Below are 21597 nucleotides of genomic sequence, written 5' to 3' on the forward strand. Positions count from 1 at the left end.
TGAAGGAAGCAGGATCAGCCTGCGTCGGCCGCGCTGGCGGACAGGGCCAGGGCCAGGCCTTGCACCAGGTCTTTCCCGGGCTGCCATTCGCGCACAAAGCGGTTGCGCGGCGGCCGCAGGGCTTCGCGGCCGGCCGAGACGGGCGTGCCCACATACAGCAGGCCGACGAGCCGGTCATGGGGCTCGAATCCCAGGGCCTCGCGCACGCGCGCATCGTGGCTGTTGGCGCCGCTGGCCCAGAAGCCGCCAAAGCCCAGGATATGCAGGGCGTTGAGCATGTTCATGGCGGCAGCGCCACCAGCCAGCAGTTGCTCGCTCTCTGGCACCTTGTGCTCGGGCTGCAGGTGCACGCCCAGCGCAATGATCAGCGGGGCGGACAAGGCCTTGGCGCGGAAGCGCTCGGCGTCGGCCTGCGGGTCGCGCGCCCTGGCGGCCTGCACGAACACCTCGCCCAGCGCATGGCGCGCATCGCCCTGCACCAGCACGAAGCGCCAGGGCCGCAGCTGCCCGTGGTCGGGGGCGCGCAGTGCAGCGTCGATGACGGTGTCGATCACGCCTGCGCCCGGCGCCGGGTCCTGCAGCGGCCAGCGCGACTGGCGCGACATCAGCAGGTCCAGGGCGGCGCGCTGCTCGGGGGTCAGGGATCTGTCGTCGGTGCTCATTCGTTGTCCTGCAGCGCAGGCTGTCTTGCCTGCTCGGGCTGTGCCGGTGATTCGGGTGGCAGCTGCGAGCACGCGCTGCAATGGCCGTACAGGGCCAGGCGGTGGTCGGCCAGGCGGTAGCCGTGGGCCTGGGCCACCTGGTGCTGCAGCGCCTCGATGTGGTCGTTGCTGAATTCATCCACGCGTCCGCACTGCAGGCAGATCAGGTGGTCATGGTGCGGGCCCTCGTTGAGCTCGAAGACGGCCTTGCCGCTTTCAAAGGTCTGGCGCAGCAGCAGGCCCGCCGCCTCCAGCTGCGACAGCACGCGGTAGATGGTGGCCAGGCCCACTTCGGCACGCCGCTCGGCCAGCAGGCGGAACACGTCCTCTGCATGCAGGTGGCGCGATGCGCTCTGCCTGAAGATTTCCAGCACCTGCATGCGCGGCAGCGTGGCCTTCAGGCCCACGCTGCGCAGTTCGGGTTCGCCACCCGGGCTCAGGGGCATCTTGCTGCGTGTCATGCGGTCGTGTCTCCGTGGCTCAGCGTCATGGCGGGGTTGTCGCCGCCGTCGGCGCCCCGGTGTATGCGGACGATGCGCAGCGCATCGGGCTGCTCCACCAGCACGCAGGTCTTGCCCGTGCGCTGGCAATGGTCCTGCACGCGCCAGTACTCGCCGTGGCTCAGGCAGCCGGTCTGGCAGATCACCAGGTCGGCCTCGCGCAGGCTGGCCTCGAAGGCCTCGGCGTCCTGTTCGGGCTCCCGCGCATGCGCGCCCGCTGCAGGCACGGCGGGCTGCGCCAGGGGCGCGGCCGATTGGCGCTGCCAGCGTGCGCGCTCGCGCAACAGGTCCTGCACGCGCACCAGCAGCGACTCCACGCGCCGCGCCAGCGTGACGCGGCGCGAGAGGCCGGGAATGGCCTTCTCCAGCGCCTCGCGCTCCTCGCGCGCCCACAGCAGCTGGGTTTCCTTGGCCATCAAGGCCGCGCGCTGGCGGATCACCAGCCTTTGCAGCCTCTCTATTTCCTGGGCTTGAAGGCACAGCAGCTCGCTGCTGCGCAACTGGGCGTGGCCGTAGCCACGCAGCAGCACCTGGTGCTCGTGCGCCAGCTGCTGAATGTCGTCCAAGGTCTGGGTCATGGTTTCCTCGGCAAACCTGAGCATCGCGCGGCGGTCGCGCGAAGGCCTTTGCGCATGGCCCTGTGCGGCACGGGCCGGGCTTGCCGGCAAGGCGGTGTGCTGCGGTGCAAGCCGGATGCGTCGGCAAATCAGTGAGAATGATTCTTATTAAATCATGAAATGCCGGCCGTCAAACCGATGACCGTACGCCGTCTGGTGCAAAGGCCGCACCGGCGCAGATGCGCATGCAGGGCGGCTGTCAGCGCCCTGTCCCTTGCAGCAACGCAGGCCTGCGCCCGGCCTGCCGTTGCCTGTCCGATCCGCTCAAAGACCCTTGAGCAGCCGCCCGTTGACCTCGGTGCCGTACAGCGAGTACGGGTTGTCGTGGAACTGCTTGCGCGTGTCGGCCACGTTGCCGGTGAAGCGCGGGTCCTGGGGGCGCTCCATGCTGTTGATGTAGGTGGCCACGTCCCAGGCCTCCTGGTCATCCAGCGTGGGGTTGCCGTAGGGCATGTTGCCCTTGATGAAGCTGGCGGCCTTGTCCACTTCGTGCGTGCCCGCGCCCCAGTTGTAGGACTGCTTGCCCCACAGAGGCGGGAACACGGTCACGCCGCCCGCTTCCTGGCCCTGGCCCTGCGCGCCGTGGCACAGGGCGCACTTGGCCTCGTACACCTTGGCGCCGCGCTCGAAGCTGGGCTCCTGCGCGGCCTTGCCCACCTTGGTGAAGCCCGCGCCCGGCAGCTTCTCGCCCGTGGGCGCCTTCTGTGCCATCCAGTAGGCATAGGCCTCCAGCGCCACGAGGATGTCGTGGCCGTCGTCGGGGGCCTTGCCGTTCATGCTGTACATGAAGCAGCCGCGCACGCGCTCGGCGAAGGTGTCCACGTGGTTGGTCTTCTTGCGGTAGGCCGGGTACAGCGGGTAGGCACCCCACATGGGTGCGGCGCCCTTGAGCCGGCCTGCGTCCAGGTGGCAGTTCACGCAGTTGAGGGTGTTGCCCGAAAAGCCCACGGCGTTGGCCGGCGTGCGCAGGAAGATGGCCTCGCCACGGCGGATCCACTCGCCCATGGGGGTGTCCGGAATGTCGCGGGCACCGGGCGGCGTGAAGGCTGCGCCGTCGGCAGCCCCCTGAACGGGCTGGGCATCGGGCTTTGCGGGGACAGCAGCGGGTGCGGCGGGTGCGGCGGCCACGTTGACCGGCACGTCGGGCCGGGCTGGACGGCTGACGTACATGCCATAGGCGAGTGTGCCCGCCAGACCGGCGAACAGGCAGGCAACGACGATGTATTCGGCGGTGTTGGAACTGCCGGGGGCGGGATTGCGTGGTGTGTCGGACATGATCGGCTCCCGGTCCATCAGGGTTTGGCCGGCGCGGAGGCCGTGGCTGCGGTGGCTGTGCCCGCGCCATGCAGGCGGGCGTAGTAGGACGCCACCGCCTGGATGTCTTCGGGCGTGAGCTTGCGGGCGATCTTGCCCATCAGGCCCAGGGGGCCGGCCTCGCGCTGGCCCTTGTTCCAGGCGGCGACCTGGCTTTGCATGTAGTCGGCCGTCAGGTGGCCGATGGCGGGGAAGTCCGCTCCCACGCCCACGCCGCCAGGGCCATGGCACTGGGCGCAGGCAGGAATGCCGTCGGCCCAGCGGCCACGCTCGACCAGCCAGGCGCCGTCATCGTCCTTGCCCTTGGGCAGCGGGCCGCGCACGGGCTGGATGGGCAGCGGCAGGCTGGCGTAGTAGGCCGAGACGTCGGCACGGTCCTGGGCCGACAGGGCCTTGGCCATGGGCGCCATCACGGGCGCCTGCCGGCTGCCGTCGGCCAGGTGCTGCAGCTGGCGCGCCAGATAGCCGGCGTGCTGGCCGGCCAGGGCCGGAAAGCCCGCCATGCCCTCGCCCTTGGCGCCGTGGCAGGTGGCACAGGCCGCCGCGCCCTGGGGCGTGCCCGCCTGGGCGATCTTCTGGCCAGCGGCAGCGTTGCCTTGCACTGCCGCCTGCGCAGCGGAGGTGTCTTGTGCCCAGGCGCCGCCCATCGGCATGCAGATGCCGACAGCAATGGCGATGCACGACCGGGACAGGGTCTGTTTGTTCATGCGGTTCATCGTGGGAAGAGGCTGTTGCCCTGCCATGCGTGGGCGCCGGCAGGTGCGCGGCAGCGGCGGACAGGGTCAGTTCTGGATACCTGCGGCTGCCCCCGCACGGCGCAATGCCTGCGCGGCTGGCCAGCCAGGTCGGCACGATACGCAGCGCAGATTAAGTCGGCGTTAATGCGCCGGCGTCGGTGCGCTCTCGTCAGTGCGTCGGCACCAGTGCGCCGGCGCCCGCCGCCAACGGCAGATAAAGGCGTGCGACCAGCCCGCTCGCATCGCCTTCTTCGGGCCGCCACAGGCTGCGCGGCTGCAGCAGCAGGCAGCCGCCTGCGCATTCGGCGATGCGCTGCACGATGGGCAGGCCCAGGCCGCTGCCATGCTCCTGGGGACGCTTGCGCCAGAAGCGGCGCGTGGCCTCTTCGCATTCCTCGGCGCTGAGCCCCGGGCCATGGTCGGCCACAGTGAACTCCACATAGCCTGAGCCCGGCTGCTGCGTCTTGCCCGGCATGGCGCCAATGGGCCGCACCGCCAGTTCCACGGCATGCTGCGGCGCATGGCGCAGGGCGTTTTCCAGCAGATTGCGCAGGGCCGAGACCAGCAGGGGCTCGGAGATGGCCAGCGGCCAGGCGCCGTTGCCGGGCTGCTGGTGCGTGTCCAACCATTGGCGCTGCGCCGGCGCCGGTGCTCCGGCGCTCACGGCATTCACCGCCAGTTGCCAGGCCTTGTCCAGCGCCTGCAGCGCATCGGCAGGCGCATCGCCGCAGGCCAGCGCATTGGCGGCGCCCGGTTCATGCTGCTCCAGCCGCGCCAGCAGCAGCAACTGCTCCAGCGTGTGCTGCAGGTGCTCCACGCCCTCGCCCGCCTGTGCCAGCGAATCGCGCGCCATGGAACCAGGCGGCGCGGCCAGAAAGCCGGCAGGCATGCCGGGCGCCGCCAGCGCCATCTGCGCCACCTGCACATGGGTCTTGATGGCGGTCAGCGGCGTGCGCAGCTCATGGGCCGCGTCGTCGCTCCAGCGGCGCTCGCGGTCGATGGCCGCGCGCACGCGGTGCAGCAACTGGTTGAGCGTGCCCACCAGCGGCGCCAGCTCGCGCGTCTGCAGGCCCTGGGCCACGGGCGAATCGTCGCCGGGCGGGCGGTGCGCCAGCTCGCGCCGCAGGGCCTCCAGCGGCCTGAGGCCCTGGGTCACGGCCCACCACATCAGCCCCATGCTGGCCAGCAGCGCCAGCACGAAGGGCAGGACGATGGTGTAGGCAAAGCCGTGGACCAGGCCCTCGCGCACATCGATGCGGTCGGCCGTGGCGATGCGCACGCCGTGGTCCTCCAGCACATAGGTGCGCCAGGGCTTGCCCCCCTTGATGATGGTCGAGAAGCCCAGCGGCATGCTCTGCGGGAACACGGGGCTGCCCTCGGTCTTGGCCAGCACCTGCGGCAGGGCCGATTCGGGCCGCACGGGCTGGACCTCGCCGCGCACCAGGCTGACCTCGCAGGCCACGCCGTCGCGCGCGATCACGTTGAGCATGGGGCTCCAGTCCTGCGGCAGCTCCCGGGCAGGCCGGAACTGGTGGACGATGCCTGCCACCATGCGCGCCGAGGCGATCAGCCGGTCATCCAGCACGGTGCGCAGCTCGTTGCGCATGTCCGAGAACATCCAGGCCGCCACCCCGCCCCACAGCGTGCACAGCGCCAGGCACAGACATGCCAGCAGGCGCACGCGCAGGCTGCGCATCATGGGTGCAGGCCCAGGCGGTAGCCCTCGCCGCGCACCGTCTCCACCAGTTCATGGCCCAGCTTGCGGCGCAGGTGGTGCACATGCACGTTGACGGCATTGCTCTCCACGTCCTGGCTGTAGCCGTAGAGGCTGTCGCGCAGTTGCTCGGTACTCAGGATGCGGCCCGGCGACTGCAGCAGCGCGCGCAGCAGCGACCACTCGCGGCGCGACAGCTCCACGGTGCGGCCCTGGCGCTGGATATGGCCGGCAGCGGGGTTGATGCGCACCTCGCCCAGCTCGATCCAGTCCACGCTGCGGCCGGCCGCGCGGCGCAGCAGCGCATGCAGGCGCGCCGCCAGTTCGTGCAGGTCAAAGGGCTTGACCAGGTAATCGTCGGCGCCGGTCTGCAGGCCTTCGATGCGCTGTGACACGGCATCGCGCGCCGTCAGCACCAGCACGGGCACCTGCAGGCCCTGGCCGCGCCAGCGTGCCAGCAGCGAGAGGCCATCCTCGTCGGGCAGGCCCAGGTCCAGCACGCAGGCATCGAAATGCGAGGAACGGATGGCCGCATCCGCCTGCCCGGCCGAGGCCACGGTATCCACGCCAAAGCCCTGCAGCTGCAGGCCGGCCCGCACGCCGCTGGCCACCAGCGCGTTGTCTTCCACCAAGAGAACATGCATGTTGTTGTCCGCAGGGCCTGGCGCCAGGCCCCGCCGTCTGTATCCAAGTCGGGAACGAAAAGCGACTGAGCATCGCAGATTTGCCGCGCTGGCGCGGCGGCGTGCCGAATTTCGCAGGCGGGTGCACAAGAATGCGGCCAGGCGGCCCGCTCAGGGCCGGGCCAGCAGCCCGCCCAGCAGCAGGTCCAGCGCCGCCGCGCCGCGCTCCAGCCGCAGGTCGGCGTCCTCGCCCTCGGCAATCCAGAAAGCCGCTTCGGCCAGGCTGCCGTAGATCAGCGATGCCAGCGCCTGCGGATCGGCCCGGGCCACGATGCCCTGCGCCATGAGGTCCGCAATCAGTGCCTGCATGGACGCAATGCAGTGGCGCTGCGATTGCGGCAGCGCTCCGCCCAAAGCCGCGCGCGCATCGCGCAGCACGATGCGCTGGATTTCAGGCTCCAGCGCCATTTCCAGGTAGGCCTGGCAGCGACTGCGAAAGCCCTGCCAGGGATCCCGGGCATGGGCGGTGATGGCCTTCAGGCGTTCATCCACCTCGGCATCGATCTGCTCGACCACGGCCGCCAGCAGGCCCTGCTTGTCGCCGAAATGGTGGTACAGCGCGCCCCGCGTCAGGCCAACCTGCGCGGTGAGATCGTCCATGGAGGCATCGGCGTAGCCCTGCTCTCCAAAGGCCTTGCGGGCCGTGGCCAGCAGCGTGGCGCGGGTTTCTTCCATCTCGGCGCGGGTGCGGCGGACCATGGCCAATCTCCTTACATACGGCGTGCATGATTATTTACATACGCTTCGTATGTATATAGGATTCTATTCATACGCAGCGTATGTATTTTCTCTGTCCCGCGACGGCGGTGCAACACCCCCCCACCTGTTTGAAGGGATCTGGACCATGAATTCGTATTCCTCCACGCGGCCCGAACCCGCCGCGCGCCGCCCGTGGCTGGCCGTGTCCGCCGTGGGCCTGGCCACCTTTTCCGTGGTGACCACGGAAATGCTGCCGGTCGGCCTGCTCACATCCATTGCTGGCAGCCTGGGCACCTCCATGGGCAGGGCCGGCCTGATGATCTCGCTGCCGGCGCTGCTGGCCGCGCTGTTCGCGCCGCTGGTGGTGATGGCGGCGGGCGGCATGGACCGGCGCCGCATCCTGTGCGGACTGCTGGCCCTGCTCGTGCTGGCCAACCTGGCCTCGGCGCTGGCGCCGTCGCTGATCTGGCTGCTGGCCGCGCGCGTCCTGGTGGGCTTTTGCATGGGCGGCATCTGGGCAATCGCGGGCGGGCTGGCGGCACGGCTGGTACCCCAGGCGTCGATGGGCCTGGCAACCTCCATCATCTTTGGCGGCGTGGCGGCGGCCTCGGTGCTGGGCGTGCCGCTGGGCGCGCTGATCGGCGATTTCGCGGGATGGCGCTGGGCATTCGGTGGCATGGCAGGCTTCAGCGCACTGGTGCTGGCGCTGCACATGGCCGTTCTCCCCGCCCTGCCTGCCACAGGCTCGGCCAGCCTGCGCCAATTCAGTCATCAGCTGGCCAACCGCAGGCTGCAGGCCGGGCTGGCACTGACGCTGCTGCTGGTGGCCGGGCATTTCATGTCCTTCACCTTCGTGCGCCCGCTGCTGCTGACGGTGTCGGGGTTCGATGCGCAATGGATGAGCGCGCTGCTGCTGGCTTACGGCATCGCGGGCATTGCGGGCAACTTCCTGGCGGGCATCATCGCGGCGCGCCGCACGGTGCCGAGTCTGGCGGCGATCGCCCTGGGCCTGCTGCTGGCGCCTGTGCTGTTCCTGTCCGTGGGCGACTCGCCAACCGGTGGTGGCGCCGTGCTGCTGGTCTGGGGCCTGGCCTACGGCGGCGTATCGGTGGGCCTGATGACCTGGATGATGCAGGCTGCGCCACGCGCCGTGGAAATTGCCACGGCGCTGTACGTTGGCGTCTTCAACATCGGTATTGCGCTGGGCTCATGGGCAGGCGGCCAGCTGGTCGATGGCTGGGGGCTGCACGCCACGCTCTGGCTGTCTGGCGGCTTGGCCGCTGCGGCCTTGCTGCTGTCTGCGGCCATGGGATTGGTTGGGCGAAATGGACCGGTCGCAGCCTGATGGCCATGAGGCCGTTAACCCCCCGTTAATTCCCCGCTGCCAGCATCCACGGCCTGTCAGCCCGCATGGCTGAAACTCCCTTCCATGCATCTCCGGTCATCCCCTCTTCTTTCGTCCTTCCTGCCCTTGCTTGCCGGCCTGCTGCTGGCGCCTTCGCCTGTTCTTGCCGGAGCGGCAGAGCCTGGCGGGCCGTCAGCGCTATCGGCGCTGGGCGCCTGGCTGCACCTGCCTGCCAGCCTGGCGCTGGGGCCGCTGGTCCTGCCGATGGGCGTGGTGGTGGCCATGCTGGCCTGGCTGCTGGCGCAGTGGCTGGCGCGCAGGAATGAAAGGCGCACGGGCCAGGCCGTGGATGCGCTGCTGTGGCAAAGCACCCTGGCCGGCCTGCTGGCGGCGCGCCTGGCCTATGTCGCGCAGTGGTGGGCCGAGGTCGCGCCGGCCCCCTGGGATTGGAGCGGGATGCCTGCCTTCGCAGGCCGCATCATCGATATCCGCGACGGGGGATGGAACCTGTGGGCCGGCCTGCTGGCCGCGCTGCTGTACATGCTGTGGCGCAGCCGCCGCTCCCCGGTGCTGCGCCGCGCCACAGGGCTGGCGCTGGGCGCGGGGGCGGCCCTGCTGGTGCTGGGCAGCCTGCTGCAGGCGCTGCCCTCCGCAGATGCACCGGCCCTGCCGGCCTTCACCCTGGTCAACGGACAGGCGCAGCCGGTCTCTCTGCAGCAGTTGCAGCAGGCCGATGGCAAGCCCATGGTGATCAACCTCTGGGCCACCTGGTGCCCGCCCTGCCGGCGCGAGATGCCGGTGCTGGCCCAGGCCCAGCAGCAGCGGCCCGATGTGCGTTTCATCTGGATCAACCAGGGCGAGACGGCAGAGGCCGTGATGGGCTATTTGCGGCGCGAGCAGGCGACGGCCCCGCTGCCGCTGGCCCAGGTGCTGTTCGACCCGCAGCAGCAGGCCGGCCGGCACTGGCGCCAGCGGGGCCTGCCTTCCACCTATTTCTATGGCGCCGACGGCCGGCTGTGCGGCATGCGCATGGGCGAGCTGTCGCGCGCCAGCCTGGCCCAGCATCTGAAGGAATGTTCATGAGCGCTTCCCCCCTGTTCCCCCTGCCTGCACTGGCAGGAGCCCTGGCACTGTCGGCAGCCTTGGCCCTGCCGGCTGCGGCGTCCGAGCTGCCATCGGAGGATTTCCTGGCCCAGCAGGGACTGACCCTGGTGGGACCGCTGCCGGCCGTGGGCGGACTCAAGGCCTGGGCCGCCTACCGCGACCGCCAGCCCGTGCCCATCTACCGCATGCCTGACGGCAAGCACTGGGTGCTGGGCACGGTGATCGATGCCCAGGGCCGCGACGTGAACGCCCAGGCCCTGCAGGCCGCCGTGCAAAAGCCCATGGGCGAGCAACTGTGGAGCGATGTGCAGCGCGCCCAATCCATACCGGATGGCCGCGCCGACGCGCCGCGCACGGTCTATGTGTTCACCGACCCCAACTGCCCCTATTGCAACCAGCTGTGGAACGATGCCCGGCCCTGGGTGGAGAGCGGCCAGGTGCAGTTGCGCCACATTCTGGTGGGCATCCTCAAGCCCAGCAGCGAGGGCAAGGCCGCCGCCATGCTGACCGCGCGCCAGCCAGAGCAGGCCCTGGCCGAGCACGCACGTGCCTATGCCAAGGCCGGCCGCGCCAGCGCAGAAGGCGCGGGCGCCACGCCGCTGGCCCCGGTGCCGCAGGCCACGCGGCAGGTGCTGGCCAGCCATGCCTCGCTGATGTCCACCTGGGGCCTGCGTGCCACGCCGGCCCTGGTCTGGAAGGATGACAAGGGGCTGGTGCAGGTACGCACCGGCCTGCCGCCGGGCCTGCTGGAAGAGGTCATGGGGCCGCGTGGCAGGAAATGATGAGGACGACCATGAGCACAAGCCGTTCTCCCGCAGCTTCCACCTCCTCCAGCGACTGGAGCGACCTGTTCCCTACCCGGCCGGATGCGCCGCCGCTGCGCATCGTGCTGCATGCGCCCACACCCGGCGCCCTGGCCCGTGCGCGCAGCAATCTGGCCAACCTGCGCCAGGACCGGCCCGGTGCCGAAGTCCGCATCGTCATCAACGGCCCGGCCGTCGAGGCGCTGCTGGACGCCGCGCCGGGCACGCCGCAGCATCTGGATGCAGAGGCCCTGGCCCATGCGTTGGTCTGCCCGAACACGCTCAGGAAGCTGGGCCGCGAGGCGCCTGCCGGCATGCGCGTGCTGCCGCAGGGCGGCATCGAGTCACTGGCCCTGCTGCAGCAGTCGGCCTGGTGCTACGTGCGCTGCTGAGCGGCCTGCGCCAGCGAGGCAAGGCAGCGCGCCTGCCATTGGTATTCAGGCTCGAACGACTCGCGGTCCGTGACGGCGCCGTGGCCGCCCTCGCCATAGACCATGGCATAGGCCGCATAGTCGGCCGCCTGCAGCGCCCGGCCCGCCAGGCCGTGGGCCGTGGCATAGGTGGCGGACACGGCGGCATGGCCGCAGCCGTCGAGGGAGCGTGATCCCTGGTGGTGGTTGGCCAGGCTGGCGGCCTCGCGAGCCAGGCGGTCCAGCTCCTGCCTGTCGATCTGGCCGTCCAGGTAGCGGCGAAGGCCTTGTGCGCAGCGGATGACGTCCGGGTCTTCCAGCAGGTGCGCGATGCGGTCCACGCAGGCCTGTGTGAATTGCAGCCTCAGGTGCTCACCGGCTTCGGCGGCAAGGTCCAGTTTCGAAGCAAGGCTGTTCAGGGCGTGGTTCATGGAGAACTCCTTGGCAGTGGCGACACAAGCAGCGTAGACCGGGGCCGCGCGCGGAAACAAGAGGGTGATTTCCGATACGCGTCCCGCATTCCCGAGGAATGCAGTCACCCTGTTAACCCCGTCTTAATCCCTGCGCCACACGCTATGGACTGCCTTGGGCGCCTGTCCATGGCAGGCAGTCGGTGGCGCTTTGCAAGCCCATTGCTTGACTCACATCAAGCCGCCAAGGCCCTGAATTTCATATATTAAATTCAATATAAAAAGCATATTTTTAATGCTTTATTGAGTTTGAGCGACCACGATCCGTGGCCGCAGGACGATGAAAGACAGGCCATGCCAAAAACATCCCGCGCCGGCAGCGGCTGCAACGACTGCAGCTGCAAGCCCTCCACCCAGGACATCCTCGCCCCTACCCTCTCCCATGCGCAGCCCGCCGCAGGCAAGCGCGGCTTCCTGCAGGACCTGCTGGCCGCCGCCATGGCGGCCGTGGCCCTGCCCGTGGCGGCGGCCGCGCCCAGCACCACGGGTTTCCAGCCGCCGCGCCGCCCCGGCGAGGCCGGCAAGCGCTACGGCATGCTGGTGGACCTGCGCCGCTGCATAGGCTGCCAGGCCTGCACGGTGAGCTGCTCCATGGAGAACCTGCCGCCGCTGGGCCAGTTCCGCACCACGGTGCTGCAGTACGAGGTGCAGCACGCGGGCAACGAGGACCTGCCGCCGGCCATGCTCAACCTGCCGCGCCTGTGCAACCACTGCGACAACCCGCCCTGCGTGCCGGTCTGCCCGGTGCAGGCCACCTTCCAGCGCAGCGACGGCATCGTGCTGGTGGACAACGAGCGCTGCGTGGGCTGCGGCTACTGCGTGCAGGCTTGCCCCTATGACGCGCGCTTCATCAACCACGAGACGCAGACCGCCGACAAGTGCACCTTCTGCGAGCACCGCCTGGAAGCCGGCCTGCTGCCGGCCTGCGTGGAAAGCTGCGTGGGCGGCGCCCGCGTGATCGGCGACCTCAACGACGAGGGCAGCGAGATCCGCCAGCGCATGCGCGAGCACGCCAAGGACCTCAAGGTGCTCAAGCCCGCCATGGGCACGGACCCGCATGTGTACTACCTGGGATTGCCCGACGCCTTCGTCGACGGCGTGGACGGGCAGGCCAGCGTGCGGCTGGTCACTTCCCACTGAACGCAAGGAGCACCCCATGCACATCGTCGAACTCCTGACCCCCGCCTACGAATCGGCCTGGCTGCCCTGGGCCGTGCAGTACTTCTTCCTGGCCGGCATTGCCACGGGCGCCGCCCTGCTGGCCGCCGCCTGCACCTGGGCGCCGCGCGCCAGCGCCATGGCGCGCCTGCTGCCGGCCGCCGTGCTGGTGCTGGCCGTCAGCGCCATCGCCGCGCCCGTGTCGCTGCTGGCCGACCTGCACCAGCCTGCGCGCTTCTGGCATTTCTATGCGCACTTCACGCCGTGGTCGTGGATGTCGGTGGGCGCCCTGCTGCTGCCCGTCTTCGTGGGACTGGCGCTGGCCTTCGTGCTGGCCTGGTGGCTGGGCCGGCCGCAGTGGCTGCGCTGGCTGGCGCCGCTGCTGGCCGTGTCGGCGCTGACCATCACCGCCTATACCGGCGCCGAGCTGATGGCCGTGCGCTCGCGCCCGCTGTGGAACACGCTGTGGGTGCCGCTGAACCTGGCACTCACGGGCTGGCTGGCCACGGTGGGCTGCATGCTGGTGACGGCGCGCTTTCTGCCCGCCCGCCACCGCCCCGATGCCGGCGCCCTGCAGGCGCTGCGCATGCTGGGCCTGGCGCTGGCGCTGTGCCTGCTGGCCATGGTGGTGGTCTGGGCCGTTGCCGGCTGGCTGGGCCAGGGCCGCTCCTTCCAGTCGGCGCTGCAGCTGTGGCAGCAGTTTCCGGTCTGGCGCCTGAGCATGCTGGGCTCGGCCGTGGCCGGTGCCGCCTTGCTGTGGGCCCTGGTGCGGGGTGGTCAGCGCATGGCCTGCCCGCGCTACACGCTGGCCCTGGGGCTGGGCCTGGCCGCCGCGGCCTGGGCCTTCCGCTGGGCGCTGTTCATGGGCGTGCAAGGCGTGCCCAAGTACGGCGCGGGCCTGTACATCTACCACATGCCGCTGGGCGGCGACGGCCTGCTGGGCATGCTGGGCGTGGCCGGCCTGTGCATTGCACTGGTGACGCTGGCCACCTGGGCGCTGGAGCTGTTTCCCGCGCGCTCGGCCGCGGCCCGCGCCGTCTGACACCGCCGCCCTGACGACCCCTCACCCATTCACGGAGCGCGGCCCGCCACCGGCCGGCCGCGCCACAGAAAGCCTTTCATGACCGACAAGAAGAAACTCCCCCAAGCCCCCGAAGATTCCCTGGATGCCGAGGCCGCCCGCCGCCGCCTGCTGCTGCGCGGTGGCCTCACCGCCGGTGGGCTGGCCGCCTTTGCGGCCGGCTACGGCGAGACGCTGGCACGTGGCGCCAAGGGCCTGGTGACAGGCAGCTCGGGCACGCCCACGGCCAGCGCCACGCGCGGCAATTCGCTGACGCCCGAGTTCCGCATCGACCCGGCCACGGGCGCGCTCGCCACCCAGCCCGGCCAGGTGGTCAGCCCCTCCAGCTGCCTGGGCTGCTGGACGCAGTGCGGCGTGCGCGTGCGTGTCGATACCGCCAGCAACCGCATCCTGCGCGTGGCAGGCAACCCCTACCACCCGCTGGCCACCACGCGCCCGGCCGCCATGGAAGAACCCGTGCGCGAGGTCTACGCCAAGCTGGGCAAGGAGCTGGGCCTGGAGGGCCGGGCCACGTCCTGCGCGCGCGGCTCGTCCATGCTGGAGCACCAGAGTGCGCCGCACCGCGTGCTCACCCCGCTCAAGCGCGTGGGCCCGCGCGGCAGCGGCCGCTGGCAGAGCATTTCCTTCGAGCAGCTGGTGCAGGAAGTCTGCGAGGGCGGCAATCTGTTCGGCGAAGGCCAGGTCGATGGCCTGCGTGCCATCTGGGACCCCAAGACGCCGCTGGACGCCGACAACCCCGAGTTCGGCCCGCGCTCCAACCAGTTGCTGGTGACCGACGCCTCCAACGAAGGCCGCGCCCAGCTGCTGCGCCGCTTTGCGGGGCCGTCCTTCGGCACCGTGAACGTCAGCAACCACGGCGCCTACTGCGGCCAGAGTTTCCGAGTGGGTGCGGCAGCGGCCCTGGGCGACCTGCCCGGCATGCCGCACGGCAAGCCGGACTGGAGCCATGCCAGCTTCGGCCTGTTCATCGGCGCGGCGCCCGCGCAGTCCGGCAACCCCTTCCAGCGCCAGGGCCGCGAACTGGCCGAGGCCCGCTCGCGCGAGGACAACCGGTTCCGCTACGTGGTGGTCTCGCCCGTGCTGCCCACCTCGTCCAGCCTGGCTGCGGGCAGCGGCAACCGCTGGCTGGCCGTCAAGCCGGCCAGCGACCTGGCCCTGGCCATGGCGCTGATCCGCGTCATCCTGGACGAGGCACGCCATGACACGGGCTTTCTCGCCCAGCCCGGCCCGGCCGCCATGCAGGCGGCGGGCGAGGCGTCCTGGAGCAATGCCACGCACCTGCTGGTCAACGAGCCCGGCCACCCGCGCCACGGCAGCTTTCTGCGCGGCGCCGACCTGGGCTGGGCGCTGCCCGCGCCAGCCGAAGACGGCAAACCGGCCCAGGACGTGTTTGTGGTGCAGCGTGCCGATGGCCGCCTGGCGCCGCACACCCAGGCCGAGCCTGCACAGCTGATGGTGCGCACCCGCGTGGCCGTGCCCGGCCTGAAGGCCGAAGGCGCGGACCAGGCCCCCGAGCTGTCGGTCTGCTCCTCGCTGGCCAAGCTGCATGAGCAGGCCAGCCTCAAGACACTGGACGAATACGCGGCGCTGTGCGGCGTGGCGCGCGGCGAGATCGAGGCGCTGGCGCGCGAGTTCACCAGCCATGGCAAGCGCGCCGTGGCCGATGCGCATGGCGGCACCATGAGCGGCGCGGGCTTCTACACCGCCTACGCCATCAGCATGCTCAACACCCTGGTGGGCAACCTCAACGTGCAGGGCGGCCTGGTGCTGGATGCGGGCCCGTTCGGCCCCTTCGGCCCGGGCCCGCGCTACGACTTCGCCAACTTCGACGGCAAGGTCAAGCCGCGCGGCCTGGCGCTGTCACGCCACCGCCAGCCCTACGAGAAAAGCGCGGAATTCCAGCGCAAGCGCGAGGGCCAGCCCGAGGGCGCGAAGGACTACCCCGCCGCCCAGGCCCCGTGGTACCCGGCCGTGGGCGGCCTGTCCAGCGAGATGCTGGCCAGCGCGCTGGCCGGCTACCCCTACCGCGCCAAGGCCTGGATCAACCACATGAGCAACCCCGTCTACGGCATTGCGGGCTTTCGCAATGCGCTGGTGGACGATCTCAAGGATCCGAAGAAGCTGCCGCTGATCGTCTCCATCGACCCCTTCATCAACGAGACCAGCGCGCTGGCCGATTTCATCGTGCCCGATACCGTGACCTACGAGAGCTGGGGCATCTCGGCGCCCTGGGCCGACGTGGTGGCCAAAAGCTCCACCGTGCGCTGGCCCGTGGTGCAGCCCGCCGTGGCGCGCACGGCCGGCGGCCAGCCCGTGAACGTGGAGAGCTTTCTCTTCGCCGTGGCAGAACGGCTGGGCCTGCCCGGCTTTGGCGAGGCCGCCATCAAGGACGCCCAGGGCCAGCCCCATGCGCTGCGCTCGGCCGAGGACTTCTTCATCCATGCCCTGGCCAACGTGGCCTGGGCAGGCGGCAAGCCCGTGCCGGCGGCCAGCGATGACGACATCGCCATCACCGGCGTGGACAGGCTGGTGCCCGCGCTGCGCCAGCGCCTGAAGGACGATGAATGGCGCCAGGTGGCCATGCTGCTGACGCGCGGCGGGCGCTTCGACCGCATCGAGGACGCCTGGAAGGACGGCCACACCCGCAAGGCCCACGCGCCTGCCCTGCAGGTGTGGAGCGAGGAGCTGGCCCGCATGCGCCACGCCATGACGGGTGAGCGCTACAGCGGCTGCCCCACCTGGTATCCGGCACGACTGGCCGACGGCAGCGCCATGCGCACGCATTTCGGCGAGCAGCAATGGCCGCTGCTGCTGACCTCGTACAAGTCCAACCTGATGAGTTCCATGTCGATTGCCGTCTCGCGGCTGCGCCAGGTGCATCCGCACAACCCGGTGTCCCTGCACCGCGATGACGCCGAGCGGCTGGGCATCGCCAACGGCGACACGGTGCGCATCCGCACGCCGGGCGGCGCGGTGACGGCCGTGGCCATGGTGCGCGACGGCGTGATGCCGGGCACCGTGGCCATCGAGCACGGCTACGGCCACCGCGAGCTGGGCGCAGGCCGCCACAGCATCGACGGCCAGCCCATGCCGGTGAACGCCGAGCACGCCAATGGCGTGAACCTCAACGACCTGGGCTTTGCCGATCCCACGCGGCCCGGCTGCAAAAACGTGTGGGTGGACTGGGTGTCGGGCGCCGCGGTGCGCCAGGGCCTGCCTGCGCGCATCGAGAAGGTCTGATCAGCGGGCGGGGCTGGCGACAGGTGCAGCGACGGGTGCGGCCACTGGTGTGGTGGCGGCCTGCCAGCCGCCGCCCAGCGCCTGGTACAGCGCAATGGCGTTTTCCAGCTGGCTCTGGCGCAGGCGTATCACCTCCTGCTGCGCCTGGAAGAGATTGCGCTGGGCGTCCAGCTCTTCCAGGTAGCTGGCGTAGCCGGCCTCGTAGCGGTCCTTGGCAAAGCCCAGGGAGCGCTGCAGCACCGCCTCGCGCTCGCTGGCGTGCTGCCACTGCGACTGCAGGCGCCGGGTGCCGACCAGGGCGTTTTCCACATCGGCCAGGGCCTTGATCACCACGCCACGGTAGGCATAGGCGGCCTGGTCGCGCTGGGCGGTCACGGCGTCGAACTGCCCTTGCAGCCGGCCGCCCGTGAACAGCGGCGCCAGCACGCTGCCGCCCAGGGCCCAGACCGTGGCCGGGTGGTATTGCAGGGCATTGACCAGCAGGCTGCCGGCGCTGGCCGTCAGCGAGACCTGGGGCAGGAAGGCGGTGCGCTGCACGGCCAGGCTTTCGTCGGCGGCCGCCAGTTGCAGCTGCGCCCGTGCAATGTCGGGGCGGCGCTGCAGCAAGGCAGAAGGCAGGCCGGCGGCCGGCGCAGGCGGCGGTGCGCCCAGCGCAGCGGACTGGCCGTCGGTTGTTGCCATGAGCGCGGCTGCCTGCTCGTCACCCTCGCCGCCGGCCAGCAGCAGGAGCGCCGTGCGCTGGCGCGCCAGCGACAGCTCCAGCTGCTCCACGGCCTGCTGCACGGATTGCAGCTCGGCCTGCGCCTGGGTGAGCTGTAGCTGCGAGGTGTAGCCAACGCGCGCCTGCTCGTCGGCCAGGCGCAGGGCCTGTTCGCGCGAGCGGGCCGTGGCCTGGGCCACTTGCAGCTGCGATTGCAGCGAGCGCAGGCCCACATAGGCCTGGGCCGTGGTGGCGGCCACGGCCAGGGCCACGGCGTCGCGGTCGGCCTCGCTGGCCTGCAGGCGCAGGGCGGCGGCCTTTTCCAGGTGGGCGATGCGGCCCCACAGATCAGGCTCCCAGCTGGCCTGCAGGCCGGGCTGAACCGAGCGCGTGTGCGCCAGGCCCCGAGCGCCCAGGCTGCGGCCCGTGGAGGCGCCGACCGTGGCCGAGAGCTGGGGCAGGCCCGCAGCGCCTGCCACATCCAGGTTGGCCCGCGCCTCATCCACGCGCGACAGGGCCAGCAGCACATCGTTGTTGCGGGACTGGGCCAGTTCCACCCAGCGCGTGAGCAGCGGATCGCCAAAGGCCTGCCACCACGATGCCTGGACGGCGGCGGCCGGCTCCTGGCCTGCCCCGCTCCACTGGGCGGGCATGACGGGCCGGGCCGCTTCAGGCGCGGTGCTCAGCGGCGGCACGCTGCAGCCGGCCAGCGCGGCGGCGCAGGCGATGGCCATGGCCAGTGCGCGGGCGGTCATGGGCGGGCCTCCGGTTGGGGTGCGGGTTGCCGTGCGGGCTGCTGTGCGGGTTGGGGCTCAGGCTGCGCCGTATCCAGCCGCACCACCACCGACATGCCCGCGCGCAGCCTGGCGGCCAGCTCCTGGTCGGGATCGATTGCAATCTTGACCGGCAGGCGCTGCACGACCTTGGTGAAGTTGCCCGTGGCGTTGTCGGCCTTGAGCACGCTGAATTCCGAGCCCGTGGCCGGCGCGATCTCCAGCACGCGGCCCGTGAGATGGGCGCCGCCCAGCGCATCGACGCTGAAGCGCACTGCCTGGCCTATGCGCACCCGGGCGGTCTGGGTTTCCTTGAAGTTGGCCACCACCCACAGCGTGTGCGGCACCACGTACATGAGCTGGGAGCCGGCCGTGACGTACTGGCCCCGGCGCACGCCGACTTCGCTGACCTGGCCATCGCCTGGCGCGTGCACCACGGTGTTGTCCAGGTTGATCTGGGCCTGGCGCAGCTGCGCCTCGGCCATCTGGACCTGGGCTTCGAGCGAGGCGCGGTTCACCGTCGTCGCCTTGATCTTCTGGGCGTTGATCTCGATGTCGGCCTGGGCCTTGGCCACGTTGGTGGCCGCCAGGCGCGCGGTGGCACGCACCTTGTCGCGCTCGTTGAGCGAGACGGAGCCGCGCTCGGACAGCGCCTGCACGCGCTGCAGCTCGGCTGCGGCGCGGTCGGATTCGGCCTGCGCCGCCGCCAGGCCGGCGCGGCTGGCGCCCAGCGTGGCGCGGTTCTGGGCCTGGGTCTGGTCGGCATTGGCCAGCTGTGCGCGGGCATTGGCCAGCTGGGCCTGGGCCTGTGCCTGGGCGGCTTCGTAGGTGCGGGCGTCGATGCGCACCAGGGGCTGGCCGGCCTTGACGTTCTCGTAGTCCTGCACCAGCACCTCGGTCACATAGCCGCTGACCTGGGGCGCGAGCACGGTGACGGCGCCGCGCACATAGGCGTTGTCGGTGCTGACCACGGTGCCCGCGAAGGGGAACAGGTTCCAGGCACGCAGCACCAGCAGCACGCCGGCCAGTGCGACCACCAGCATCACCAGCACGCTGCGCAGCGAGGGCTTGATGAGCTTGGGCGATGGCGATGGCGATGGCGAGGGTGAAGGCGAGGGCGCCGCAGCGGGAGCCGGCGCAGGCGAGGCAGAGGCGGCCGTGCCGCCATTGGAATTTTCGGAGTCACTCATGTTGTTGTCTTTTCTCTGGGCGAACGGTTTCAGGCGCGGGCGACGGGTTGGGTGGGCGGCTGGCCCGGCGCGTCCTGCGGCGCGGCGGCATCGGTGCCGCGCATGGCCGAGGCATCGGCAGCGGCGGCGCGCATGCGCTCCACGAAGGCGCGCTGGCGTGCGCGGCCGGCCAGGGCCAGCGTCCACAGCAGGTAGAGCACGGCCACGCCGGCCGTGAGGGCGAACACGTCGTTGTAGGCGCGCACATTGGCCTCGCGGCGTGCCGCCTGCGCCAGCTGGGCCGTGCCCTGGGCCGCGCGCAGGGCCGGGTCGGCAATGACGCGGGCCAGGCTTTGCTGCTGCAGGCGCAGGCGGTCGGCCACGATGGGGTCGGAGGGATCGACGTCGGCCACGATGGCGGCCGAATACACCTGCTCACGGTGCATCTGGTAGGTGCTCAGCACGGCCGAGCCCATGAGCGCGCCCATGGCCTGCGTCATGGAGATGGTGACGATGGCCGTCAGCATGTAGTGCGCGCCGAACTTCAGGCCCTGCACCACGCCGATCAGCATCAGCGGCCCCATGAACAGGCCCGCGCCCACGGCCATGAGGAACTGGCTGCCGAAGAAGTCCTCGGGCCGGGCCAGGCTGGTGCGGCTGTGGTCCAGCCAGGCCGCCAGCGCGAACAGCACGATGGAGCCCACGATCTGCTTGCCCATGTTCTCCAGCCCGAAGGTCAGCGCCGACACGGCAATGCCCGCGATGGTGCCCAGCAGGATGACGATGAACAGCGGCTGCATCTGGTCCACCGTCATGCCCAGCATGCGCTGCATGCCGATCACGCCATAGGTCTGCTCGGTGGTCAGAAAGCGCAGCAGCAGCGCACCGATCACGAAGCGCACCGTGGGCGCCAGCACGAACCAGCGCGTCTGCAGCATGGGATTGCGGCGGTGGTGCTCGATGTACAGCGCCACGCTCAGCAGGACGATGGAGCCGATCAGCATCCAGGCCAGCCAGGGCGTGTCCAGCCACCAGTGGTTGTAGCCCTGCACCAGCACGGCGATCAGCAGGCCCACGCCGGGCACCATGAGGAAGAAGGTCAGGAAGTCCAGCCGCTCGAAGCTGCGGATATGCACGCCCGGCGGCAGCTTGAGCACCACCACGCCCGCGAACGAGATCAGGGCCAGGCCGGCCTCGAACAGGTAGAGGTTGTGCCACTCGCTGTTGAACAGCAGGCCCGGCGACAGGATCCAGGCCAGCGGCGTGGCGATCTGCCCCAGGCCCACGCCGATCACCAGCATCTTGAGCACATGCTTGCGTGGCGCGGCCTGCAGCATGTAGAGCGTGCCCAGCGTGCTGCAGGTGGCGCCCGCCAGGCCGCTGGCCGCGCGCAGCATGAGCAGGCTGGTGTAGCTGCCCAGCACCAGGTGCAGCAGCGTCAGCAGCGCATACAGGCCCAGGCCGATCTCGGCGAACAGCCGCATGCCGAACTGCTGGCGGAACTTGTAGACCAGCAGGTTGGCCGTCATGTTGAGCATGACGTAGGCGCCTGTCAGCCAGGCGGCCTCGGAAGACGTCAGCCCCATCTGCCCCTGGATGGTGGGCAGGTTGGCCGTGAACAGTGCATTGCCCAGGCCACCCGTCAGCGCCACCAGCACGGCGATCAGGCCATAGGCGGCGCGCACGGCCGGCTGGTGCAGCGGCATGGACGGCGAGCCCGGCAGGCTGGGCTTTTCATGCTCTTCCCAGTCCGGCGGGGGCTTGAGGTAGACGACGGGGGGCGACGGGGGCAGCACGGGCCCCGGTGGAGGGGGTGTGGTGGCCATGTCAGGCCTTCAGGCCTTGCCAGACGATCTGCAGCGCCTTGCGCGCCAGCGTGCGCCGCTGCTGCGGCGTCTCGCCGCGCAGCGAGGCGCCCAGCATGCCGAAGACCAGGGACAGCTCGGCCTGCGTCAGCGGCTGGCGGCAATGGCCACAGGCCACGGCCCGGTCCATGGCCGGCCGAAAGATCTGCCACATGGCAACGCGGGCCTGGGCGATGACCTCGTCGCCGCGCTCCACGGTGCGCCAGTAATCGGTGATGGGGGCCGAGACCGCAATGCGCTCGGCCAGGCGCGACAGCAGCTTGTAGAAGGCATCGTCATCCTCGGCCATGGCTTCGGCCGCGCTGCGCATGCTGTCCAGCGAACGCTCCAGCAGCGCCAGCATCAGCGCACGCCGGTCAGGAAACTGCCGGTACAGCGTGGCGCGGCCGACCTCGGCGCGCTCGACCACCAGGTCCAGCGGCGCGGTCACGCCATGCTCGGAAAACACGGCATCGGCCGCGTCCAGCAACTGGGCGCGGCGGATATCGGCACTGGGTCTTTTGGAAGTCATGCG

20 protein-coding genes are annotated in these 21597 nt (G+C 70.5%); 7 read left to right on the forward strand and 13 right to left on the reverse strand.

Annotation, left to right across the window (positions count from 1 at the left end; all coding sequences use genetic code 11):
• Positions 1-14 precede the first annotated feature (14 nt).
• The 8 genes from ACF8LI_RS10540 to ACF8LI_RS10575 all read right to left on the reverse strand — a co-directional run bounded on the left by ACF8LI_RS10540 (position 15) and on the right by ACF8LI_RS10575 (position 6965).
• Positions 15-662, reverse strand: a complete 648-nt coding sequence (locus ACF8LI_RS10540; protein WP_392412602.1) for a nitroreductase — start codon at positions 660-662, stop codon at positions 15-17.
• Complete coding sequence (gene fur, locus ACF8LI_RS10545; protein WP_047327410.1) at positions 659-1162, reverse strand: ferric iron uptake transcriptional regulator; 504 nt, start codon at positions 1160-1162, stop codon at positions 659-661. The genes ACF8LI_RS10540 and fur overlap by 4 nt, the downstream gene beginning before the upstream one ends.
• Complete coding sequence (locus tag ACF8LI_RS10550; RefSeq protein WP_016446225.1) at positions 1159-1779, reverse strand: DUF2325 domain-containing protein; 621 nt, start codon at positions 1777-1779, stop codon at positions 1159-1161. Before ACF8LI_RS10550 ends, fur begins: the two co-directional genes overlap by 4 nt.
• 303 nt (positions 1780-2082) lie before the next feature.
• On the reverse strand, positions 2083-3093 hold the full coding sequence (locus tag ACF8LI_RS10555) for a c-type cytochrome (RefSeq protein WP_034366032.1): 1011 nt from the start codon (positions 3091-3093) through the stop codon (positions 2083-2085).
• Positions 3094-3110: 17 nt separating this feature from the next.
• Positions 3111-3848, reverse strand: coding sequence for a c-type cytochrome (locus tag ACF8LI_RS10560; RefSeq protein WP_016446227.1), 738 nt, complete (start codon positions 3846-3848; stop codon positions 3111-3113).
• 190 nt (positions 3849-4038) lie between these two features.
• Positions 4039-5568, reverse strand: a complete 1530-nt coding sequence (locus ACF8LI_RS10565; protein ID WP_392412605.1) for an ATP-binding protein — start codon at positions 5566-5568, stop codon at positions 4039-4041.
• Positions 5565-6227 (reverse strand): response regulator transcription factor, encoded by a 663-nt coding sequence (locus tag ACF8LI_RS10570; protein WP_012206042.1) that lies wholly within the window; start codon positions 6225-6227, stop codon positions 5565-5567. Before ACF8LI_RS10570 ends, ACF8LI_RS10565 begins: the two co-directional genes overlap by 4 nt.
• A gap of 150 nt (positions 6228-6377) precedes the next feature.
• Positions 6378-6965: a TetR/AcrR family transcriptional regulator gene (locus tag ACF8LI_RS10575; protein ID WP_017403860.1), complete on the reverse strand. Its 588-nt coding sequence runs from the start codon at positions 6963-6965 to the stop codon at positions 6378-6380.
• Between the two features lie 145 nt (positions 6966-7110).
• Between ACF8LI_RS10575 and ACF8LI_RS10580 the strand changes: the two genes are divergently transcribed.
• The 4 genes from ACF8LI_RS10580 to ACF8LI_RS10595 all read left to right on the forward strand — a co-directional run bounded on the left by ACF8LI_RS10580 (position 7111) and on the right by ACF8LI_RS10595 (position 10609).
• A complete protein-coding gene (locus ACF8LI_RS10580) occupies positions 7111-8310 on the forward strand; it encodes an MFS transporter (protein WP_392412607.1) in 1200 nt (399 codons plus the stop codon).
• A gap of 84 nt (positions 8311-8394) precedes the next feature.
• Positions 8395-9393, forward strand: coding sequence for a TlpA disulfide reductase family protein (locus ACF8LI_RS10585; RefSeq protein ID WP_160852299.1), 999 nt, complete (start codon positions 8395-8397; stop codon positions 9391-9393).
• Positions 9390-10196 (forward strand): thiol:disulfide interchange protein DsbG, encoded by an 807-nt coding sequence (dsbG, locus tag ACF8LI_RS10590; RefSeq protein ID WP_016451605.1) that lies wholly within the window; start codon positions 9390-9392, stop codon positions 10194-10196. Before ACF8LI_RS10585 ends, dsbG begins: the two co-directional genes overlap by 4 nt.
• Positions 10197-10207: 11 nt before the next feature.
• Positions 10208-10609 (forward strand): hypothetical protein, encoded by a 402-nt coding sequence (locus ACF8LI_RS10595; protein ID WP_392412610.1) that lies wholly within the window; start codon positions 10208-10210, stop codon positions 10607-10609.
• Here ACF8LI_RS10595 and ACF8LI_RS10600 read toward each other — a convergent pair.
• Positions 10594-11058 carry a hypothetical protein gene (locus ACF8LI_RS10600; RefSeq protein WP_392412612.1) on the reverse strand — a complete coding sequence of 155 codons (465 nt, stop codon included), beginning with the start codon at positions 11056-11058 and terminating at the stop codon, positions 10594-10596. The two genes, ACF8LI_RS10595 and ACF8LI_RS10600, sit on opposite strands and share 16 nt — an antisense overlap.
• 333 nt (positions 11059-11391) lie before the next feature.
• On the opposite strand from ACF8LI_RS10600, the gene dsrO reads away from it, so the two are divergent.
• From dsrO to ACF8LI_RS10615, 3 genes are all read left to right on the forward strand, one after another.
• Positions 11392-12237 (forward strand): sulfate reduction electron transfer complex DsrMKJOP subunit DsrO, encoded by an 846-nt coding sequence (gene dsrO / locus ACF8LI_RS10605; protein ID WP_046985198.1) that lies wholly within the window; start codon positions 11392-11394, stop codon positions 12235-12237.
• 16 nt (positions 12238-12253) lie between these two features.
• On the forward strand, positions 12254-13297 hold the full coding sequence (gene nrfD / locus ACF8LI_RS10610; RefSeq protein WP_392412614.1) for an NrfD/PsrC family molybdoenzyme membrane anchor subunit: 1044 nt from the start codon (positions 12254-12256) through the stop codon (positions 13295-13297).
• Positions 13298-13375: 78 nt separating this feature from the next.
• A complete protein-coding gene (locus ACF8LI_RS10615; protein ID WP_392412616.1) occupies positions 13376-16576 on the forward strand; it encodes a tetrathionate reductase subunit A in 3201 nt (1066 codons plus the stop codon).
• On the opposite strand, the gene ACF8LI_RS10620 is transcribed toward ACF8LI_RS10615, so the two are convergent.
• The 4 genes from ACF8LI_RS10620 to ACF8LI_RS10635 are packed head-to-tail and all read right to left on the reverse strand — an operon-like array spanning position 16577 to position 21594.
• A complete protein-coding gene (locus tag ACF8LI_RS10620; protein WP_392412617.1) occupies positions 16577-18031 on the reverse strand; it encodes an efflux transporter outer membrane subunit in 1455 nt (484 codons plus the stop codon).
• Positions 18028-19239, reverse strand: a complete 1212-nt coding sequence (locus ACF8LI_RS10625) for an HlyD family secretion protein (protein WP_392412619.1) — start codon at positions 19237-19239, stop codon at positions 18028-18030. The genes ACF8LI_RS10620 and ACF8LI_RS10625 overlap by 4 nt, the downstream gene beginning before the upstream one ends.
• A 29-nt stretch (positions 19240-19268) precedes the next feature.
• Positions 19269-21044, reverse strand: a complete 1776-nt coding sequence (locus ACF8LI_RS10630; protein ID WP_392412621.1) for an MFS transporter — start codon at positions 21042-21044, stop codon at positions 19269-19271.
• Between the two features lies 1 nt (position 21045).
• Complete coding sequence (locus tag ACF8LI_RS10635; RefSeq protein ID WP_016446240.1) at positions 21046-21594, reverse strand: TetR/AcrR family transcriptional regulator; 549 nt, start codon at positions 21592-21594, stop codon at positions 21046-21048.
• Between the last annotated feature and the right edge of the window lie 3 nt (positions 21595-21597).

Source organism: Delftia sp. WSY_12 (assembly GCF_043104645.1).
In the GTDB taxonomy this organism is placed as follows: domain Bacteria; phylum Pseudomonadota; class Gammaproteobacteria; order Burkholderiales; family Burkholderiaceae_C; genus Comamonas; species Comamonas tsuruhatensis.

What these genes read in the sequence shown, in the direction of transcription:
- ACF8LI_RS10540 (WP_392412602.1), bottom strand. Translation starts at nt 662, where the DNA reads ATGAGCACCGACGACAGATCCCTGACCCCCGAGCAGCGCGCCGCCCTG.
- fur (WP_047327410.1), bottom strand. Translation starts at nt 1,162, where the DNA reads ATGACACGCAGCAAGATGCCCCTGAGCCCGGGTGGCGAACCCGAACTG.
- ACF8LI_RS10550 (WP_016446225.1), bottom strand. Translation starts at nt 1,779, where the DNA reads ATGACCCAGACCTTGGACGACATTCAGCAGCTGGCGCACGAGCACCAG.
- ACF8LI_RS10555 (WP_034366032.1), bottom strand. Translation starts at nt 3,093, where the DNA reads ATGTCCGACACACCACGCAATCCCGCCCCCGGCAGTTCCAACACCGCC.
- ACF8LI_RS10560 (WP_016446227.1), bottom strand. Translation starts at nt 3,848, where the DNA reads ATGAACCGCATGAACAAACAGACCCTGTCCCGGTCGTGCATCGCCATT.
- ACF8LI_RS10565 (WP_392412605.1), bottom strand. Translation starts at nt 5,568, where the DNA reads ATGATGCGCAGCCTGCGCGTGCGCCTGCTGGCATGTCTGTGCCTGGCG.
- ACF8LI_RS10570 (WP_012206042.1), bottom strand. Translation starts at nt 6,227, where the DNA reads ATGCATGTTCTCTTGGTGGAAGACAACGCGCTGGTGGCCAGCGGCGTG.
- ACF8LI_RS10575 (WP_017403860.1), bottom strand. Translation starts at nt 6,965, where the DNA reads ATGGTCCGCCGCACCCGCGCCGAGATGGAAGAAACCCGCGCCACGCTG.
- ACF8LI_RS10580 (WP_392412607.1), top strand. Translation starts at nt 7,111, where the DNA reads ATGAATTCGTATTCCTCCACGCGGCCCGAACCCGCCGCGCGCCGCCCG.
- ACF8LI_RS10585 (WP_160852299.1), top strand. Translation starts at nt 8,395, where the DNA reads ATGCATCTCCGGTCATCCCCTCTTCTTTCGTCCTTCCTGCCCTTGCTT.
- dsbG (WP_016451605.1), top strand. Translation starts at nt 9,390, where the DNA reads ATGAGCGCTTCCCCCCTGTTCCCCCTGCCTGCACTGGCAGGAGCCCTG.
- ACF8LI_RS10595 (WP_392412610.1), top strand. Translation starts at nt 10,208, where the DNA reads ATGAGCACAAGCCGTTCTCCCGCAGCTTCCACCTCCTCCAGCGACTGG.
- ACF8LI_RS10600 (WP_392412612.1), bottom strand. Translation starts at nt 11,058, where the DNA reads ATGAACCACGCCCTGAACAGCCTTGCTTCGAAACTGGACCTTGCCGCC.
- dsrO (WP_046985198.1), top strand. Translation starts at nt 11,392, where the DNA reads ATGCCAAAAACATCCCGCGCCGGCAGCGGCTGCAACGACTGCAGCTGC.
- nrfD (WP_392412614.1), top strand. Translation starts at nt 12,254, where the DNA reads ATGCACATCGTCGAACTCCTGACCCCCGCCTACGAATCGGCCTGGCTG.
- ACF8LI_RS10615 (WP_392412616.1), top strand. Translation starts at nt 13,376, where the DNA reads ATGACCGACAAGAAGAAACTCCCCCAAGCCCCCGAAGATTCCCTGGAT.
- ACF8LI_RS10620 (WP_392412617.1), bottom strand. Translation starts at nt 18,031, where the DNA reads ATGACCGCCCGCGCACTGGCCATGGCCATCGCCTGCGCCGCCGCGCTG.
- ACF8LI_RS10625 (WP_392412619.1), bottom strand. Translation starts at nt 19,239, where the DNA reads ATGAGTGACTCCGAAAATTCCAATGGCGGCACGGCCGCCTCTGCCTCG.
- ACF8LI_RS10630 (WP_392412621.1), bottom strand. Translation starts at nt 21,044, where the DNA reads ATGGCCACCACACCCCCTCCACCGGGGCCCGTGCTGCCCCCGTCGCCC.
- ACF8LI_RS10635 (WP_016446240.1), bottom strand. Translation starts at nt 21,594, where the DNA reads ATGACTTCCAAAAGACCCAGTGCCGATATCCGCCGCGCCCAGTTGCTG.